This window comes from uncultured Bradyrhizobium sp. (assembly GCF_936943645.1).
Lineage (GTDB): Bacteria > Pseudomonadota > Alphaproteobacteria > Rhizobiales > Xanthobacteraceae > Bradyrhizobium.
Window position 1 is genome coordinate 95,791 of sequence record NZ_CAKZJO010000102.1, and the last position, 15,842, is coordinate 111,632.

Annotated in this window: 17 protein-coding genes; 12 read left to right on the plus strand and 5 right to left on the minus strand. The window is 65.8% G+C overall.

Annotation, left to right across the window (positions count from 1 at the left end; all coding sequences use genetic code 11):
- Positions 1–47 precede the first annotated feature (47 nt).
- Both Q0743_RS29805 and Q0743_RS29810 read right to left on the minus strand, forming a co-directional pair.
- Positions 48–404 carry a hypothetical protein gene (locus tag Q0743_RS29805; protein ID WP_298245019.1) on the minus strand — a complete coding sequence of 119 codons (357 nt, stop codon included), beginning with the start codon at positions 402–404 and terminating at the stop codon, positions 48–50.
- A gap of 51 nt (positions 405–455) precedes the next feature.
- Complete coding sequence (locus Q0743_RS29810) at positions 456–1,880, minus strand: FAD-linked oxidase C-terminal domain-containing protein (protein WP_298245020.1); 1,425 nt, start codon at positions 1,878–1,880, stop codon at positions 456–458.
- A gap of 85 nt (positions 1,881–1,965) precedes the next feature.
- Here Q0743_RS29810 and Q0743_RS29815 point away from each other — a divergent pair, with 85 nt between their 5' ends.
- The gene (locus Q0743_RS29815) at positions 1,966–2,472 is read left to right on the plus strand and encodes a thioesterase family protein (RefSeq protein WP_298245021.1); all 507 of its coding nucleotides are present in this window, start codon (positions 1,966–1,968) and stop codon (positions 2,470–2,472) included.
- A 3-nt stretch (positions 2,473–2,475) separates the two neighbouring features.
- On the opposite strand, the gene Q0743_RS29820 is transcribed toward Q0743_RS29815, so the two are convergent.
- Positions 2,476–2,649 carry a DUF1328 domain-containing protein gene (locus Q0743_RS29820; RefSeq protein ID WP_018319670.1) on the minus strand — a complete coding sequence of 58 codons (174 nt, stop codon included), beginning with the start codon at positions 2,647–2,649 and terminating at the stop codon, positions 2,476–2,478.
- A gap of 238 nt (positions 2,650–2,887) precedes the next feature.
- Between Q0743_RS29820 and Q0743_RS29825 the strand changes: the two genes are divergently transcribed.
- From Q0743_RS29825 to Q0743_RS29865, 9 genes are all read left to right on the plus strand, one after another.
- A complete protein-coding gene (locus Q0743_RS29825; RefSeq protein WP_298245022.1) occupies positions 2,888–5,476 on the plus strand; it encodes an ATP-dependent helicase in 2,589 nt (862 codons plus the stop codon).
- Between the two features lie 7 nt (positions 5,477–5,483).
- Positions 5,484–5,768: a type II toxin-antitoxin system HicB family antitoxin gene (locus Q0743_RS29830; RefSeq protein ID WP_298245023.1), complete on the plus strand. Its 285-nt coding sequence runs from the start codon at positions 5,484–5,486 to the stop codon at positions 5,766–5,768.
- Positions 5,769–5,856: 88 nt separating this feature from the next.
- Positions 5,857–6,273: a hypothetical protein gene (locus Q0743_RS29835; RefSeq protein WP_298245024.1), complete on the plus strand. Its 417-nt coding sequence runs from the start codon at positions 5,857–5,859 to the stop codon at positions 6,271–6,273.
- Entirely contained in the window at positions 6,273–6,944 is a 672-nt protein-coding gene (locus tag Q0743_RS29840) for an OmpA family protein (protein ID WP_298245025.1), read from the plus strand. Before Q0743_RS29835 ends, Q0743_RS29840 begins: the two co-directional genes overlap by 1 nt.
- A gap of 171 nt (positions 6,945–7,115) precedes the next feature.
- The gene (locus Q0743_RS29845) at positions 7,116–7,634 is read left to right on the plus strand and encodes a DUF962 domain-containing protein (protein WP_298245026.1); all 519 of its coding nucleotides are present in this window, start codon (positions 7,116–7,118) and stop codon (positions 7,632–7,634) included.
- A gap of 28 nt (positions 7,635–7,662) precedes the next feature.
- Positions 7,663–8,694, plus strand: coding sequence for an NAD-dependent epimerase/dehydratase family protein (locus Q0743_RS29850; RefSeq protein ID WP_298245027.1), 1,032 nt, complete (start codon positions 7,663–7,665; stop codon positions 8,692–8,694).
- A gap of 27 nt (positions 8,695–8,721) precedes the next feature.
- Positions 8,722–9,348: an isoprenylcysteine carboxylmethyltransferase family protein gene (locus Q0743_RS29855; protein WP_298245028.1), complete on the plus strand. Its 627-nt coding sequence runs from the start codon at positions 8,722–8,724 to the stop codon at positions 9,346–9,348.
- A 283-nt stretch (positions 9,349–9,631) separates the two neighbouring features.
- Positions 9,632–9,841 carry a hypothetical protein gene (locus Q0743_RS29860; RefSeq protein WP_298245029.1) on the plus strand — a complete coding sequence of 70 codons (210 nt, stop codon included), beginning with the start codon at positions 9,632–9,634 and terminating at the stop codon, positions 9,839–9,841.
- 147 nt (positions 9,842–9,988) lie between these two features.
- On the plus strand, positions 9,989–11,293 hold the full coding sequence (locus tag Q0743_RS29865) for a sorbosone dehydrogenase family protein (protein ID WP_298245030.1): 1,305 nt from the start codon (positions 9,989–9,991) through the stop codon (positions 11,291–11,293).
- 3 nt (positions 11,294–11,296) lie between these two features.
- Here the strand turns inward: Q0743_RS29865 and Q0743_RS29870 are convergent, their stop codons facing one another.
- Positions 11,297–12,121, minus strand: a complete 825-nt coding sequence (locus Q0743_RS29870; RefSeq protein WP_298245031.1) for an aspartate dehydrogenase — start codon at positions 12,119–12,121, stop codon at positions 11,297–11,299.
- A 34-nt stretch (positions 12,122–12,155) separates the two neighbouring features.
- A complete protein-coding gene (locus Q0743_RS29875; protein ID WP_298245032.1) occupies positions 12,156–13,073 on the minus strand; it encodes a LysR family transcriptional regulator in 918 nt (305 codons plus the stop codon).
- A gap of 282 nt (positions 13,074–13,355) precedes the next feature.
- Between Q0743_RS29875 and Q0743_RS29880 the strand changes: the two genes are divergently transcribed.
- Together Q0743_RS29880 and Q0743_RS29885 are read left to right on the plus strand one after the other, a co-directional pair.
- A complete protein-coding gene (locus tag Q0743_RS29880) occupies positions 13,356–14,654 on the plus strand; it encodes an MFS transporter (protein ID WP_298245033.1) in 1,299 nt (432 codons plus the stop codon).
- 21 nt (positions 14,655–14,675) lie between these two features.
- Complete coding sequence (locus Q0743_RS29885; protein WP_298245034.1) at positions 14,676–15,749, plus strand: tartrate dehydrogenase; 1,074 nt, start codon at positions 14,676–14,678, stop codon at positions 15,747–15,749.
- Positions 15,750–15,842: the final 93 nt, after the last annotated feature.

Consider the following 15,842-nt stretch of genomic DNA (forward strand, 5'->3'; position numbering starts at 1 on the left):
TGTGGAGACTATCGGTGCCTTTGGCACACAGGCGGCAGACCTGAGTCTTATTGCGGCAGCGCCGGATGGTCGCGCTGGACGGCCTCGCGGACCCAGGCGGCCTGGATCGCGCGAAACAGGATCTGCGCCGTCTTGAGATCATTGGCCTTCATGCAGAGATCGACGATGCGGCGCACCGCATCGTCGCGCATCAACTCGTCGGAGATCTTCATCGCGATTTCCATTGCGACGCGGGCCGCACGGTCATAGCGCTCGCGCTCGCCGGTCTGCGCCGGGCCCGTCGCGCTCGCGGCGGCGGCATCGCAGATCGCGCGAATGCGCTCAGCCGCTTCGATGTCGCCGAGCGGTGCTTCGATCGCTTCGTCCCAGATGTCCTGTCGCGTCTTTTGCGCGAACCAGCGCATTGCCCGCTCCGTAGCTGACGGAGCGAGCATAGACGGCGCCCGGCCTGCGCGCTACGCCTCCGGCACGATCTTGCCGGGGTTGAGGATGTTGAGCGGATCGAGCGCCGTCTTCAGCGCGCGCATGGCCTCGATCGCCTCGGGGCCGAGTTCCGCCTTGAGATATTTCTGCTTGCCCTGGCCGATGCCGTGCTCGCCGGTGCAGGTGCCGTCCATCGACTGCGCGCGCTCGACCAGGCGATGCATGAACTCCTCGCCGCGCGCCATCTCGGCGGCGTCGTTGGTGTCACAGACCAGCGAGCAGTGGAAATTGCCGTCGCCGACATGGCCGACGATCGGCGACAGCAGATTAAGGCGCTTGAGATCTTCCTCGGTCTCGCTGACGCAATCGGCGAGCCGCGAGATCGGCACGCAGACGTCGGTTGCGACCACGCCGATGCTGTCGCCGGGCCGCAGCGCCTTCACGGACCAATAGGCGTCGTGCCGGGCCTGCCACAGCTTGGTGCGGTCTTCCGGCTTGGTGGTCCAGGAGAAATCGCCGCCGCCGCAGTCCTTCGCGATCTCGCCGAAGGCCTTGGACTGCTCGGCGACCTCGATCTCGCTGCCGTGGAATTCCATCAGCAGCAGCGGCGTCTCCGGCAGCGTCAGCTTCGAATAGGCGTTGCAGGCCTTGACCTGCGCGGCATTGAGCAGCTCGATGCGCGCCACGGGAATGCCGGTCTGGATCGCCAGGATGACGGCCTGGCAGGCGCCGTGCACGGTCTCGAACGACACCGCGCCGGCCGCGATCGTCTCGGGGATGCCGCGCAGGCGGATGGTCAATTCCGAGATGATGCCCAGCGTGCCTTCGGCGCCGACGAACAGATGCGTCAGGTCATAGCCGGCGGACGACTTCTTGGCGCGCGTGCCTGTGGTGATGATCTCGCCATCGCCGCGCACCACCTTCAACGCCAGCACGCTGTCGCGCATGGTGCCGTAACGCACGGCATTGGTGCCGGAGGCGCGGGTCGAGGCCATCCCGCCGAGCGAGGCGTCGGCGCCGGGATCGATCGGGAAGAACAGGCCCTGGTCGCGCAAATGCTCGTTCAGCGCCTTGCGGGTGACGCCGGGCTGGATCACGCAGTCGAGGTCCTCGGCATGCACCGCCAGCACCTTGTTCATGTCGCGCAGGTCGATCGAGATGCCGCCGGCGGGCGCGTTGACCTGGCCCTCGAGCGAGGTGCCGGTTCCGAACGGAATGACGGGGACGCGATGTTTGGCGCAGATCCGCACCACGTCCTGGATGTCGGCGGTCTCCTGCGCCATCACCACGCCATCAGGCGGCTGGTTGGGAATCCAGGTGGTGGTATGGCCGTGCTGCTCACGCACGGCCTGCGAGGTGATGAGGCGGTTGCCGAAGCGTGCGGCAAGCTGCTCCAGCGCGCTTGCGAGGGCTTTCGGCTCCGGCCGCGGCGGATTATTGGTGATGGTCGTACCCACGGAATTCCTCCCGACAGAAGAACCGTGGCAAAGGACATAAAGCCGGTCAAGTCAAGCGACCGGACGCATAGCTAGGGAATGAAGCATGCCGGAGAGTGCCGCCACCGCCCCGAACGCCGCTCCGTTCCGCGCCTCGATCATGCAGATCGAGCCGCAATGGATCGACTATAACGGCCACCTCAACATGGCCTATTACAACGTGATGTTCGACCGCGCGATCGATCAGATGTGGCTGCAGCTCGGGATGGGGCCGGCCTACATGGAGGAGCGAGGCGGTTCGAGCTTCACCGCCGAGTGCCATGTGCGGTACTTGCGCGAGATCCATCTCGGCGATCCCGTTCAGATCCTGGTCTGGCTGCTGGAGGCCGACGACAAGCGGCTGCATACGTTCGAGGAGATGCGGCACGCCGAGGAAGGCTGGCTGTCGGCGACGTCGGAGAACATGTCGCTGCACATGGACATGAAGGCCCGGCGCGTCGCGCCGTTTCCGCCCGATATTCGCGAGCGTATCGCTGCGGTCACCAAGGCCCACAGCGCCGTGGCACGCCCCGAGGGCATCGGCCGGAATGTGGCGATGCCCCCGAAGCGGTAAGCGCTAGACCCGGTTGCGGCCGCGGGCCAAGCCGACCACGGCCGAGACCAGGAACAGAACCACGGCGATAAAGAAGATGATCTTGGCGATCTCGATCGAGGCGCCGGCGATGCCGCCGAAGCCCAGGATGCCGGCGATCAGTGCGATAACCAGAAACGTCACAACCCAGCCTAGCATGGTCAAACCCTCGTCTTGATGTCTGTCTGCCTCTGGCGCGGCTCCCCGCGCCACCTGCGCTGACAATCTCGACGTGGGAACGATGGTTCCCGCACGCATGGCGGCGAAATTCGCCCAGGCGACAGGAACAAATTCGGGCCGCCGCGCACGTGGAAAACCTGCTTTCGCCGCCCCATATAGGCACCAATCCCTGTTAGAAGGCTCCCTTCCAGCTCCCTGCGGTGCCATCGTGGGGCCAATGATTCGCATGACTGAGCCGAGCAAGATCACAGCCGTCCCCGACCACCAGCCCGCAGCCGGCGGCATTGCCGCGCGTGCGCGCGCCTCGGTGGGTCCGAAATATCTGTCCGGGCTCAATCCGGAGCAGCGCGAGGCGGTAGAGACGCTGGACGGCCCGGTCCTGGTGCTGGCCGGGGCCGGCACCGGCAAGACGCGCGTGCTGACCACGCGTATTGCCCACATCCTCAGCCAGGGCCGCGCCCGCCCCGCCGAGATCCTGTCGGTGACCTTCACCAACAAGGCCGCGCGGGAGATGAAGCACCGGCTCGGCCAGATGCTCGGCCACGCCGTCGAGGGCATGCCGTGGCTCGGCACCTTCCACTCCATCGGCGGCCGCATCCTGCGCTTCCATGCCGAGTTGGCGCAGCTGAAGTCGAATTTCACCGTGCTCGACGTCGACGACCAGGTGCGGCTGCTCAAGCAGTTGCTGCAGGCCGAGAGCATCGACGACAAGCGCTGGCCGGCGCGCATGCTGGCCGGTCTGATCGACGGCTGGAAGAACCGCGGCCTGATGCCGTCGCAGGTGCCGTCAGGCGAAGCCGCGATGTTCGCCAACGGCAAGGGCGGCAAGCTCTATGCGAGCTATCAGGAGCGGCTGAAGATCCTGAACGCCGCCGATTTCGGCGATCTGCTGCTGGAGAACATCCGCATCTTCCGCGAGCACCCTGACATCCTCAGGCAGTATCAGCAGCGCTTCAAATTCATCCTGGTCGACGAATACCAGGACACCAACGTCGCGCAGTATCTGTGGCTGCGGCTGCTGTCGCAGGCGCCGTCTTCCAACTCGTCATTGCCGGGCTCGACCCGGCAATCCATCGCTTCTTCAGAAGATGGATCGCCGGATCTCGACGCTTCGCGTCGGCCCGGTGATGACGAGAATGATGATGTTGCGCTGACTCCTGCGAATGAAAAACCCCACGTCAAAAACATCTGCTGCGTCGGCGACGACGACCAGTCGATCTATGGCTGGCGCGGCGCCGAGGTCGACAACATCCTGCGCTTCGAGCACGATTTCCCCGGCGCCAAGGTCATTCGCCTCGAGCGCAACTACCGCTCGACCGGCCACATCCTTGCGGCCGCCTCGCATCTGATCGCGCACAATGAAGGCCGGCTCGGCAAGACGCTGCGCACCGAGGACCACGACGGCGAGAAGGTCACGGTCACCGGCTCCTGGGATTCGGAAGAAGAAGCCCGCGGCATCGGCGAGGAGATCGAGCAGATCCAGCGCAAGGGCGAGAAGCTCAACGAGATCGCCATTCTCGTGCGCGCCTCCTACCAGATGCGCGAGTTCGAAGATCGTTTCGTCACGCTTGGCCTGCCCTATCGCGTGATCGGCGGCCCCCGCTTCTACGAGCGTGCCGAAATCCGCGACGCGCTGGCCTATCTGCGCGTCATCAATTCGCCGGCCGACGACCTCGCTTTCGAGCGCATCGTCAACACGCCCAAGCGCGGCCTCGGCGATGCCACCGTGCAGATGCTGCACGACCATGCCCGCAAGCGCCGCATTCCGCTGTTCGAGGCGGCGCGGGCCGTGGTCGAGACCGACGAGCTGAAGCCGAAGGCGCGCGGCAGCTTGCGCGATCTCGTCGCGCAGTTCGACCGCTGGCGCGCCCAGCGCGAAGTCACCGCGCACACCGATCTCGCCCAGATCGTGCTCGACGAGAGCGGCTATACCGAGATGTGGCAGAAGGACCGTTCGGCGGATGCCGCCGGCCGGCTGGAGAACCTGAAAGAGCTGGTGCGCTCGATGGAGGAATTCGAGAACCTGCAGGGGTTCCTGGAGCACATCTCTCTCGTGATGGACCGCGAGGGCGGCGCCGAGGAGGACGCGGTGTCGCTGATGACACTGCATTCGGCCAAGGGCCTCGAATTCGACAACGTGTTCCTGCCCGGCTGGGAGGAAGGCCTGTTCCCGAGCCAGCGGACGCTGGATGAGCAGGGCCGCGCCGGCCTCGAAGAGGAGCGCCGGCTCGGCCATGTCGGCCTGACCCGTGCCCGCCGCCGCGCCATGATCTATTTCGCGACCAACCGGCGCATCCATGGCACCTGGTCGACCACGATCCCGTCGCGCTTCCTCGATGAACTGCCGGCGGCCAATGTGGAGATCACCGAATCCAAGGGCGGCTCGGCCTGGGGCGGCACCGGCGGCTACGGTGCCTCGCGCTTCGACGACATGGAGGCGTTCGGGTCCACCTATTCGACACCGGGCTGGCAGCGTGCTCAGGCCAACCGCAACCGCGGCGGGGGCCGCAATGGCGGCGGCCGAAGCGGCGGCTTCGAGGAAGAGGCCGCGACGTTCTCGTCCTCCGCGTCTTCAGGCCCGGATTTCGGCAGCTTCTCCTCGCGCCGGCGCGGGCCGTTGACCATCGAGGGCGAGCTGGTGGCCAAATCCACAGGCACGACGTCCGAATTTTCGCTGTCCGACCGCGTCTTCCACCAGAAATTCGGCTACGGACGCGTCACCAAGATCGACGGCAACAAGCTCACCATCGCCTTCGACAAGGCCGGCGAGAAGAAGGTCGTGGACAGTTTCGTGCAGCGGGCGTGAGCCTGACATGCCTCAGTACGTCGCCATCATCGAAGACACAGATCCGGACGCTGTCAGCCTGTGGTTTCCCGATCTGCCCGGTTGCATCTCCGGCGGCGACGATGTCGACGAGGCCCTGGAGAATGCGCCCGAGGCGCTGGCGTTCTATGCGCAGGAGCTGGCCGCGGACGGCCGCCAGCTTCCCCCGCCGCGGACGTTGGACGAGCTCAAGGCCGCCCCCGACGTGGCCGACGACCTCGAGAACCACACCGTCGCCCTGATCGAATGGCCGCCTCTCGACACCACGGAGTGAGGACTGTTCGCCGCACTCCCCGGGCGTTCGACGGTTCTCCTTCGAACAGCCCTTGACCAGCCCAAACTTCCCCGTATCAGATGCAATCATGGTCCGGGGATCCATCACACTGATCGTGCTTGCATTGGGGATGCCGTCGCTTGCGGCGGCGGAAACCATGAGCTTTGGCGATTCGATCGGGTTGCTGGCCAAGAGCTGCGGCGCGGAAATCGTTGCCAATTGCCGCGGCGTCAACCCGGACTCGACCCGCCTGAAGGAATGCCTGTCGCGCAATCGCGACGTGCTGTCGCCGCAATGCGCGAGCGACTATCTCGGCGCCTTCGACGCCATCCAGAAGCGCGTCGCCGCGCGCGTGACGGTGGCGAACGCCTGCCAGCGCGAGATCGTCAAGGTCTGCGGCGGCTCGACCAAGGAGACCAGCAAGTCGATCCCCTGCCTGGTCTCGACGCCGAAGGGCATCAGCAACAACTGCCTGAAGGCCGTCGACGATGCGGGGTATCGCTGATGCGCGCCAACAGGCTCTTCATGGCCGGAACGGTCCTCGCGCTCGGCCTCGCTCTGCTCGCGGGCAGAGCCGGCGCCCAGACGGCGGCGCCGACCCGCGACGACATTGTCGGCAAGCTCAACCATCTCGAAGAGCCCGCCGAGGTCGATCTTCCCGCGCTGAAGCAGCAGGTGATGGAGCGCGCCAAGGCCAGGATCAAGAACGATCCGGGCCCGGTGAACCGGCCGCCGATCGCCCCTGACCTCGCCAAGCTGCCGGCCTTCAATGCGCAGATCCAGTTCGACGCCGACACGCCGATCATCCAGCCGGCCTCCTACCAGACCGTTGGCCGCATCGCGGATGCGCTGGTTCATTCCTCGCTGCTGCCCTACACGTTCCTGATCGTCGGCCACGTCGAATCCAATTCGAAGACGCGCGAAGCAAACGCGATTCTGAGCCAGCGCCGCGCGGACGCGATCCGCGACGTGCTGGTGAACACGTTCAAGATCTCGACCAAGCGGCTGCATCCGATCGGCCTCGGCGAGGAGCAGTTTCTCGACCGGGCCAAGCCGACGTCGGCCGTCAACGGCCAGTTGCAAATCCTGACCTATGCCAAGGTGCCTGAGGAGGCGCCTGCGCATCCGGCTGCGGCGCCTGCGCCTGCGGCGAAAAAGCCCGCCAGGAAGCGCTGAGCGAAGGCGGCGTCGCAGCCAACGGAACCCTTTGAAGTCCTGATCGTTTTGTAACCTGTCCGGGACGCACAAATACGGTTTTGCGCGACAAATGCGCCGGTTTGTGCACCGCCCGGTCCAGTGCTATAGCCACTGTTCGCCCTTCCCGACCCCGTGCTGCATGAGACCAAAATGGGTGGCTTTTTCCAGCGCCAACTCGCCGTTTACGTCGAGTACCATCGCGATCCCCGGAACACGGCGATGCACGTGGTCGGTATTCTCCTGCTGTTCACCGGTGCGGTGCTGCCGCTGACGCTGGTCAAGCTTCCGCTGTTCGGTTTCGACGTCAGCCTGGCGGTGATCCTGGCCCTGCCGGTTTTGATCTATTGGCTGCTGCTCGACGTGCCGCTCGGGATCGGTATCCTGGCGGTTTCCATCGTGCTGTTTTCGGTTGCGACGAGCATTGCGGCGCAGGTCAGCGTCGCGACCATGTGGGCGATCTTTGCCGCCTTGGTGGTGCTCGGCCTCGCCGCGCAGACCATCGGACACAAGGTTTTCGAGGGCCGCGAAGCCTCGTTATTCACTTTTCCGTCGCACCTTTTGCTTGGACCGATGTTCGTGATGGCAAAATTATTCATTGCACTGGGCTTCCGTCGCGACCTTGCCGCGATTCTGGCGCCTCTTCCGGCCAATTCCCTTTCAACCCGATAGTTCTAGAAGCGAAACAGCAACCTTCTGCATGACTCTCGTACTGGTTACCGGTGGCAGCGGCTTCATCGGACATCATCTCGTCGAAGCGCTCCGCGCCCGTGGGCAGCGGGTGCGCGTGCTCGATGTCCAGCCGCCGGCCGCAGCAAACGCCGAGGTTGATCACGTCCAGGGTTCGGTGCTGGACGCTGCCGCGGTCGATGCTGCGATCGCCGGGGTCGATCAGGTCTATCACCTCGCCGGCCTGCCCGGCATGTGGGTGGCCAACAAGCAGGATTTTCACGACGTCAATTGCCGCGGTACCGAGGTGGTACTTGCGGCCGCAATGAAGCGCGGCGTCTCGCGCTTCCTGCATTGTTCGACGGAATCGATCCTGTTCCCCTATTCCGACCTCAACGGCGTTGCCGCCGAAGAGGCGCTGCAGCCGGCCGAGGTGATGCCGGGCGCCTATACGCGCTCGAAGTCGCTCGCCGAGCATCATGCCGCGAAGGCGGCAGCGAGCGGCTTTCCGCTCGTGATCGGCACGCCGACCATGCCGATCGGCGCGGCCGACCACAATCTGACGCCGCCGACCGCGATGCTCTGGTACTTCCTGCAGAAGAAAGTGCAGCCACATCTCAACTTCCTGGTCAATCTCGTCGACGTCCGCGACGTTGCCATGGGCCTCGTGCTGACCATGGAGCGCGGCCGCCTTGGCCAGCGCTACATCCTCGGCGGCGACTGCGTTCCGCTCGGCAACATCCTGCGCATGATGTCGGCGATGAGCGGCCGCCGGCAGTACCCGATCGTCGTGCCCGGCAAGATCGCCGAGGCCTCCGCGATCATGCTGGAATACATCTCCGATCAGTTCACGCGCCGGCCGCCCAACGGCACCGCCGAGGGCGTGCGCATTGCGCTCGCCGCGAGCGACCTTTCGATCGGCAAGGCGCGCACCGAGCTCGGCTATTCGCCGCGTCCGATCGAGCCGGTCTTGCGCGAAACCATCACCCATCTTCTCGCCCGCAACGGCCAGCAGCCCTCCGGCGCCATCGAGCATCGCGCGCTCTCCTCGCGCGCCAGCTGACGCCGCCGCCCAACGCAAAGAACCTTCATGTCCTTCGATTTCAGCAAGCTTCTCTCCGTCGCCTGGGGCGGCTGGACCACCGCCTGGCCGACCGAGCTCCTGGCCCTGATCTGGCTCGCCTTCCTCCTCAGCTGGGTTGGCGCCTCGTTCTGGCAGGGCCGGACCAAGAAGCAGGTCATGACGCTGGAGTCGCAGCGCTATAGCCTGCCGATCCTGGTCGGCGGCATCCTGTACACGCCGTTTGTTGCGGAGCTTCTGGGCTGGAAGCCGCTCTGGGTGCCCGGCAACACCGACGTCGCCATCGCCGCGATTCTTTCGATCGCCGGCATCGCCTTCGCCTGGTGGGGCCGGCTGCATCTCGGAAAATTCTGGTCCAACACCATCACCCACAAGGAAGACCATCGGGTCATCGACACCGGCCCCTACGGCATCGTGCGTCACCCGATCTACACCGGCCTGATCTTCGGCATGCTGGTGACCGGCGTCGCGATCGGCCTGGTGACGACGATCCTCGGCGCGATCCTGATCTCGCTCGGCATGTGGCAGAAGGGCCGGATGGAAGAGGTGTTCCTCTCCAAGGAGCTCGGCGAGGACGCCTACGGCGCCTATTGCCGCCGCGTGCCGATGATCATCCCGTTCACGTCGCCGCGGTAAGGACTTCCGCTTTTTCAGCGTAGAACGCTTGTTGGTCCCGTCATCCTGAGGTGCGAGGTTCGCGATGCTCATGCATTGCGAACCGAGCCTCGAAGGATGTACGGCCGAGATGCAGCCGGGCCCTCCATCCTTCGAGGCTTCCCATGCGGCGCGTTGCGCCCCATGGCTCGCACCTCAGGATGACGGGAACGGAATGGCGCACCCGGAACATTCGCCCAGGAACCGCCACTCGGCCAGCTTGTTACCCATTCGACGCATGCAATTAGCCGCAGAGCATCGAGCCATGTCGGACGCCTACGATTATTTTCGCGAGCACGCGATCGCCGCCGTCCGCAAGGCGCGGGCGCTGCCGCCCGGGCGGACGAAGCAGAAGCAGCGCACGGTGGCGCGGGTCTATCATCTGATGTCCCGAGAGGCCGCGCTCGCGCCGAACGTTCATCACCTCGACGATTTTCGCGCGGCGCGGCAGCTGGAACGGCAGATCGGCCGTTGATCACTTGGCCCCCTTGGGCCCATCGGCGTACGTCCCATGCAAATTCGATCGGCTGCCATTCCGCGGGAATAGCCCCCGCCGGGGCGCCGCACCGGTTGACGCGAGCCCCGTCAGCCAGTTGGATGCGCGCGCAAACAGGGGCCCTTCATGACTTTTTCCAGCATCTTCGCGCAGTTCGTCGCATTCGTCGGCGGCATCGCGCTGCAATGGCGCAAGATGACGGGCACCGAGCCCGCGCCGGCCTGGGGCCAGACCCCCGCCATCCCCGACGCGAAGCCGCAAGGCGCGATCCCGACGTTGAAGATGCCGACCGCGCGCGGCTGGCGCGAGGGCGAGAAGCCGACCGTTGCGCCCGGCCTCAAGGTGAACGCGTTCGCGAGCGGGCTCGACCATCCGCGCTGGATCGAGGTGCTGCCCAATGGCGACGTGCTGATCGCGGAGGCAACGCAGATCGCAGGCGCACCGCGCAGCGTGTTTCACTATGCGATGCAGGCGACGATGCGTCGTGCCGCGGCGCTCGGCGTTTCTGCGAACCGCATCACGCTGCTGCGCGACAAGGACGGTGACGGCGTCGCGGAGGTGCGCGGCGCCTTCATGGAGAACCTCAACCAGCCGTTCGGCATGGCGCTGGTCGGCGACACCTTCTATGTCGGCAACACCGACGGCGTGATCGCCTTCCCCTACGTCGCCAATGCCGACCGCATCACCGCGCCGGGCAAGCGGCTGACCACGTTCAAGCCGGCCGGGCACTGGACGCGCAGCCTGCTCGCCAGCCCCGACGGCAAGAAGCTTTATGCCGGCGTCGGGTCGCTCAGCAACATCGCGGAGATGGGCATGGAGGTCGAGGAGGGCCGCGCCGCGGTCTACGAGCTCGACCTCGCCGCCGGCACGCATCGCATCTTCGGCGCCGGCCTGCGCAATCCCGTGGGCCTTGCCTGGGAGCCGACGACGAACGTGCTCTGGACCGTCGTCAACGAACGCGACGGGCTCGGCGACGAGACGCCGCCGGATTATCTCACCTCGGTGCGCGACGGCGGCTTCTACGGCTGGCCTTATTGCTACTGGGGCAAGACGGTGGACGACCGCGTGCCGCAGGATCCCGCGATGGTCGCCAAGGCGCTGCAACCGGACTACGCGCTCGGCGGTCATACCGCTTCGCTCGGTCTGTGCTGGATGCCGGCGGGCACCCTGCCCGGCTTCGGCGACGGCATGGTGATCGGCCAGCACGGCTCGTGGAATCGCAGCAAGCTGTCCGGCTACAAGCTGGTGTTCATCCCGTTCGAGAACGGCAAGCCGTCGGGCCCCGGTCGCGACATCCTGTCGGGCTTCCTGTCGCCGGACGAGAAGGAATCCTACGGCCGCCCGGTCGGCGTCGTGATCGGCCCCGACAGAAAGTCGCTGCTGATGGCCGACGACGTCGGCAACGTGATCTGGCGCGTCACGGGAGCTTAAGAGCTACGTCCCCACGCACAGCGTGGCGCGCTGCTTGCGCAGCAGGGCGATCACGGACAGCGCGGTGATCAATCCGGTCTTGGGATTTTCGGACGGGATGTTCTCGATGCTCATCGAGAAGCGCGCCGAATCTGCTTCGACCTCGATGCGGTGAACGTTGCGCGTCACGGTCGGATCGGCCCAGACCTGGATCTGGGTGCGATCGGGCCCGATGCCCGCCAGCGACAGCGCGACGGCGACATTGACGTTGGCCGGGAAACCCTTCGCCGCCTCGCGCGCGCTGCCCTCGAACAGCTTCAGCGGCTCGCGCAGATTGTCGATGTCGATCTTGTTCTGAACGATGAACGGCGCGCCCTTCAGCCCGTCGATCGGCTTGCGCGTCACCATCTTCACCGAATGAATGGTGCCGATCGCGGCGGCGTTGACGGCGTCGAGACCGATCAGCGCGCCGGTCGGCACGATGATGCGGCCGCCATTGGCGCGGGCGAGATCGACCAGGTCGAAATTATCGAGCAGGCCGCCGACGCTGACCACGACCGCTGCCTTGCCGCGCCTCACTGTGGGCTCGACGATCGTGCGCAGATGATGACTGGGCGCGCACTCGACGACGATATCGGCGGCATCGCCGAGCTGGTCGATCGGCAGGATTTCCGGCTGATGACGCAGGCCGCTGAGGAAAGCCCGATGCTTGGCGGGATCGCGCACCGCGACGGCCGACAGCGTCAATCCCTCGATGCCCTGATCGAGCGCGGTCGCGATCTTGGTGCCGATCGAGCCCAAGCCTGCGATGGCGACCCGCAATTCACTCGACGCGCTCGGTTCAGTCATGGCAACACCCTCTCCGGTCCTTCGTCATAGCTGCTCACGCCTCCCGCGCATAGCTGCGCAGGCGCGCTTCCAGCACGGCCAGCATGGCATCGCGGGCAGGATCGCGCGAGCCGCGCAGCCAGGCGGCGGCGAGCGGTAGCCGGCCGACGGGACCATTCTGTTTCGGCCGAAGCGGCACGAAGCGCACGCCTGTCACCGCCATGCGCGTCGTCCAGCGCGGCACGATCGCGACGCCAAGCTTCGTGGCGACGAGGTTGATGATGGTCTGCTTCTCGTCGGCGACCTGCACGATGCGCGGCGTGAGGCCCGCCTGCTCGAACAGCTTGATGGTGAGGTCGTGGCTGTGCGGCCGCGAGCGGCGGTCCGGCACCAGCATCGACTCGTCGGCGATATCAGCCAACGTGATCGACTTCCTTGTTGCGAGCGCGTGCCGCTGCGGAAAGGCCACGATCGCCGTCTCTTGCAGGAGGTCGCGGAATTCGAGCCGCTTGTCGGCGCGATCGGGCGGACGGACGAAGGCGAGATCGAGCGCGCCGGTCAGGATCTTCGGCAGCAGCCGAACCGTCTTGTCCTCGAGGAGCTGCACCGCGATCTCGGGATGCTTGCTGCGGAAATCGCGCAGCAGTGGCGGCAGCAGCCCGGCCGCCGCACTGTCGATGGCACCGATCCGCAGCCGCCGCGCGGCTCTCGCGCGGGAGCGGTTGCGCAGATTGCTCTCGACGGCCTCGACCTTGGCGAGGATGGCGCGGGCATCGCCCAACAGACTAGTGCCATCCTCGGTGAGCGACACCGCGCGCGTCGTCCGCGCGAACAGGCGCGTGCCGAGATCCTCTTCTAGCAGCCGGATCTGCCGGCCGAGCGCCGAAGGCAGCATCTGGAGCTGCTGCGCTGCGCGGCCGAAATGCAGCTGCTCGGCCGCCGCCACGAAGCATCGGAGCTGATGCAATTCCATCGAGGGTCCTCTCGTCTCGCCCAGGCAATCCTGTTGCGGAAGATCGCCATGGCCGGGCTTATCCGGCTATCCGCGCCTGTCCTCACGGCACGGAGAACGTGGATGCCCGGGACAAGCCCCGGCATGACGCTGCGGCTTCAGGGCGTCCAGCGCTCACCTGCCACGCGATCGCTCCGCAAGGATTATATCATTTTTTTGTATAAACCAGCGCCAATTGAATGTGCCTCCTGCCGGCGCCTAGGCTTGCCACCTCACAACAACGGGAACCTGAGGGAGGCGAGGATGACGAGCGAGGTTCAGACGCGCGTGCTGCGCAAGATCACCTGGCGCATCGTTCCCTTCATCATGCTGCTGTACTTCGTGGCCTTCATCGACCGCGTCAATATCGGTTTTGCGTCGCTGACCATGAACAAGGACATCGGCCTGTCCCCGGCCGTCTACGGCTTCGGCGCCGGCATCTTCTTCTGGGGCTACTTCCTGTTCGAGGTGCCCTCCAACATCATCCTGCACAAGATCGGTGCGCGGATCTGGATCGCGCGGGTGATGATCACCTGGGGCCTCGTCTCGGCCGCCATGGCGTTCGTGCAGGGGCCGACCAGTTTTTACGTGCTGCGCTTCCTGCTCGGTGTCGCCGAGGCCGGCTTCTTCCCCGGCATCATCCTTTATCTCTCCTACTGGTTCCCGGCGCGCCAGCGCGCCGCCGTCACCGCCTTGTTCATGGCGGCTGCCCCGCTTTCCACCGTGCTGGGCTCGCCGATCTCCGGCGCGCTGCTGGAGATGGACGGCCTCTTCGGCTTCAAGGGCTGGCAATGGCTGTTCGTGCTCGAAGCGCTGCCGGCCGTGGTGCTCGGCTTCGTCGTGCTGGGTTTCCTGACCGACCGCCCGGAGAAGGCCAAGTGGCTTGCCGAGGACGAGCGGCGCTGGCTGGTCGAAACCATGAACGTGGAGACCACTCGCAAGGCCGCGACCGCGAGCCACAGCATCTGGCGTGGGCTTGCCGATCCGCGCGTGCTGGCGCTGTCGCTGATCTATTTCGGCACCTCTGCCGGCCTTTACACGCTCGGCGTCTGGGCGCCGCAGATCATCAAGCAGTTCGGCTTGTCCTCGCTCCAGGTCGGCTTCCTCAACGCGCTGCCGGCGACCGCGGCTGTCGTCGCCATGATCCTGTGGGCGCGGCATTCGGACCGCACCGGCGAGCGCACCTGGCACGTGGTGTGGGCCTGCCTGATCGCTGCCGCAGGCCTTGCCTATGCGGGCCTTGCGACCGGCGTCGTCGCCGTGCTGGCCGCGCTGACGCTGGTGAACATCGGCATCTCCTCGGCAAAGCCGCCGCTGTGGAGCATGCCCACATTGTTCCTGTCCGGCCCCGCCGCCGCGGCCGGCATTGCCACCATCAACTCGATCGGCAATCTCGGTGGTTTCGTCGGTCCTGCCATGATCGGCTGGATCAAGGACCAGACCGGCAGCTTCGTCGGCGGTCTCTATTTCGTCAGCGGCCTGCTGGTTCTCTCCGCTGCCCTGACCCTGCTATTGTCGCGCGCGAAAACCGCGCCGGTCGAACCTGTCCCGCAATCCCACTGATCTCTCACACGGAGCCCATCCATGCGCACCCATTCGATCGCAGCCATTCCCGCCGACGGCATCGGCCCCGAGGTGATCTCGGCCGGTGTCCGCGTGCTGGAGGCGCTGGCCAAGCGCAGCGGCGATATCGCCTTCAACGTCAAGACGTTCGACTGGGGCTCGGACTATTACAAGAAGCACGGCGTGATGATGCCGGCCGACGGTCTCGCGGAGCTCAAGAAGTTCGACGCGATCTATTTCGGCGCGGTCGGCGCCCCCGACGTGCCCGACCACATCACGCTGTGGGGCCTGCGCCTGCCGATCTGCCAGGGTTTCGACCAATACGCCAATGTGCGGCCCACGAAAATCCTGCCGGGCGTGGCTTCGCCGCTGCGCAATGTCGGCGTCGGCGATCTCGACTGGGTGATCGTGCGCGAGAATTCGGAGGGCGAATATGCCGGCATGGGCGGCCGGGCCCACAAGGGCCTGCCGGAAGAGGTCGGCACCGAAGTCGCCGTCTTCACCCGCGTCGGCGTCACCCGCATCATGCGCTATGCGTTCCAGCTCGCGCAGTCGCGTCCACGCAAATTCCTGACCGTGGTGACCAAGTCGAACGCACAGCGCCACGGCATGGTGATGTGGGACGAGATCGCCGCGGAAGTCGCGACCGAATTTCCCGACGTTACCTGGGACAGGATGCTGGTCGACGCGATGACGGTGCGCATGACGCTGCATCCCAAGAGCCTCGACACCATCGTCGCGACCAATTTGCACGCCGATATCCTCTCGGACCTCGCCGGCGCGCTGGCGGGCAGCCTCGGCGTCGCGCCGACCGGCAACATCGATCCGCAGCGCCGCTTTCCCTCGATGTTCGAGCCGATCCACGGCTCGGCCTTCGACATCACCGGCAAGGGCATCGCCAACCCCGTTGCAACCTTCTGGACGGGCGCGCAGATGCTCGAGCATCTCGGCGAGAAGGACGCAGCGTCGCGACTGATGATTGCGGTCGAGAAAGTCTGCGCGGCCGGCATTCTCACGCCCGACGTCGGCGGCAAGGCGACGACGAAGGACGTGACGGATGCCGTGATCGACGCGATCCACGGGTCCAATGTGTAAGAGAGCCGCCACCAATTGAGGTTGGTCTCACCGCGGGCTCGCTGCACCTCTCCCGCTTGCGGGGGAGGTCGGCGCGAAGCGCCGGGTGGGGGC

Bases quoted from the DNA above. Each gene is read 5' to 3' on its own strand.
- Q0743_RS29855 (WP_298245028.1), top strand. From the start codon at position 8,722: ATGTCCTTCGATTTCAGCAAGCTTCTCTCCGTCGCCTGGGGCGGCTGG.
- Q0743_RS29835 (WP_298245024.1), top strand. From the start codon at position 5,857: ATGGTCCGGGGATCCATCACACTGATCGTGCTTGCATTGGGGATGCCG.
- Q0743_RS29845 (WP_298245026.1), top strand. From the start codon at position 7,116: ATGGGTGGCTTTTTCCAGCGCCAACTCGCCGTTTACGTCGAGTACCAT.
- Q0743_RS29880 (WP_298245033.1), top strand. From the start codon at position 13,356: ATGACGAGCGAGGTTCAGACGCGCGTGCTGCGCAAGATCACCTGGCGC.
- Q0743_RS29830 (WP_298245023.1), top strand. From the start codon at position 5,484: ATGCCTCAGTACGTCGCCATCATCGAAGACACAGATCCGGACGCTGTC.
- Q0743_RS29850 (WP_298245027.1), top strand. From the start codon at position 7,663: ATGACTCTCGTACTGGTTACCGGTGGCAGCGGCTTCATCGGACATCAT.
- Q0743_RS29870 (WP_298245031.1), bottom strand. From the start codon at position 12,121: ATGACTGAACCGAGCGCGTCGAGTGAATTGCGGGTCGCCATCGCAGGC.
- Q0743_RS29815 (WP_298245021.1), top strand. From the start codon at position 1,966: ATGCCGGAGAGTGCCGCCACCGCCCCGAACGCCGCTCCGTTCCGCGCC.
- Q0743_RS29860 (WP_298245029.1), top strand. From the start codon at position 9,632: ATGTCGGACGCCTACGATTATTTTCGCGAGCACGCGATCGCCGCCGTC.
- Q0743_RS29825 (WP_298245022.1), top strand. From the start codon at position 2,888: ATGATTCGCATGACTGAGCCGAGCAAGATCACAGCCGTCCCCGACCAC.
- Q0743_RS29840 (WP_298245025.1), top strand. From the start codon at position 6,273: ATGCGCGCCAACAGGCTCTTCATGGCCGGAACGGTCCTCGCGCTCGGC.
- Q0743_RS29820 (WP_018319670.1), bottom strand. From the start codon at position 2,649: ATGCTAGGCTGGGTTGTGACGTTTCTGGTTATCGCACTGATCGCCGGC.
- Q0743_RS29875 (WP_298245032.1), bottom strand. From the start codon at position 13,073: ATGGAATTGCATCAGCTCCGATGCTTCGTGGCGGCGGCCGAGCAGCTG.
- Q0743_RS29885 (WP_298245034.1), top strand. From the start codon at position 14,676: ATGCGCACCCATTCGATCGCAGCCATTCCCGCCGACGGCATCGGCCCC.
- Q0743_RS29865 (WP_298245030.1), top strand. From the start codon at position 9,989: ATGACTTTTTCCAGCATCTTCGCGCAGTTCGTCGCATTCGTCGGCGGC.
- Q0743_RS29805 (WP_298245019.1), bottom strand. From the start codon at position 404: ATGCGCTGGTTCGCGCAAAAGACGCGACAGGACATCTGGGACGAAGCG.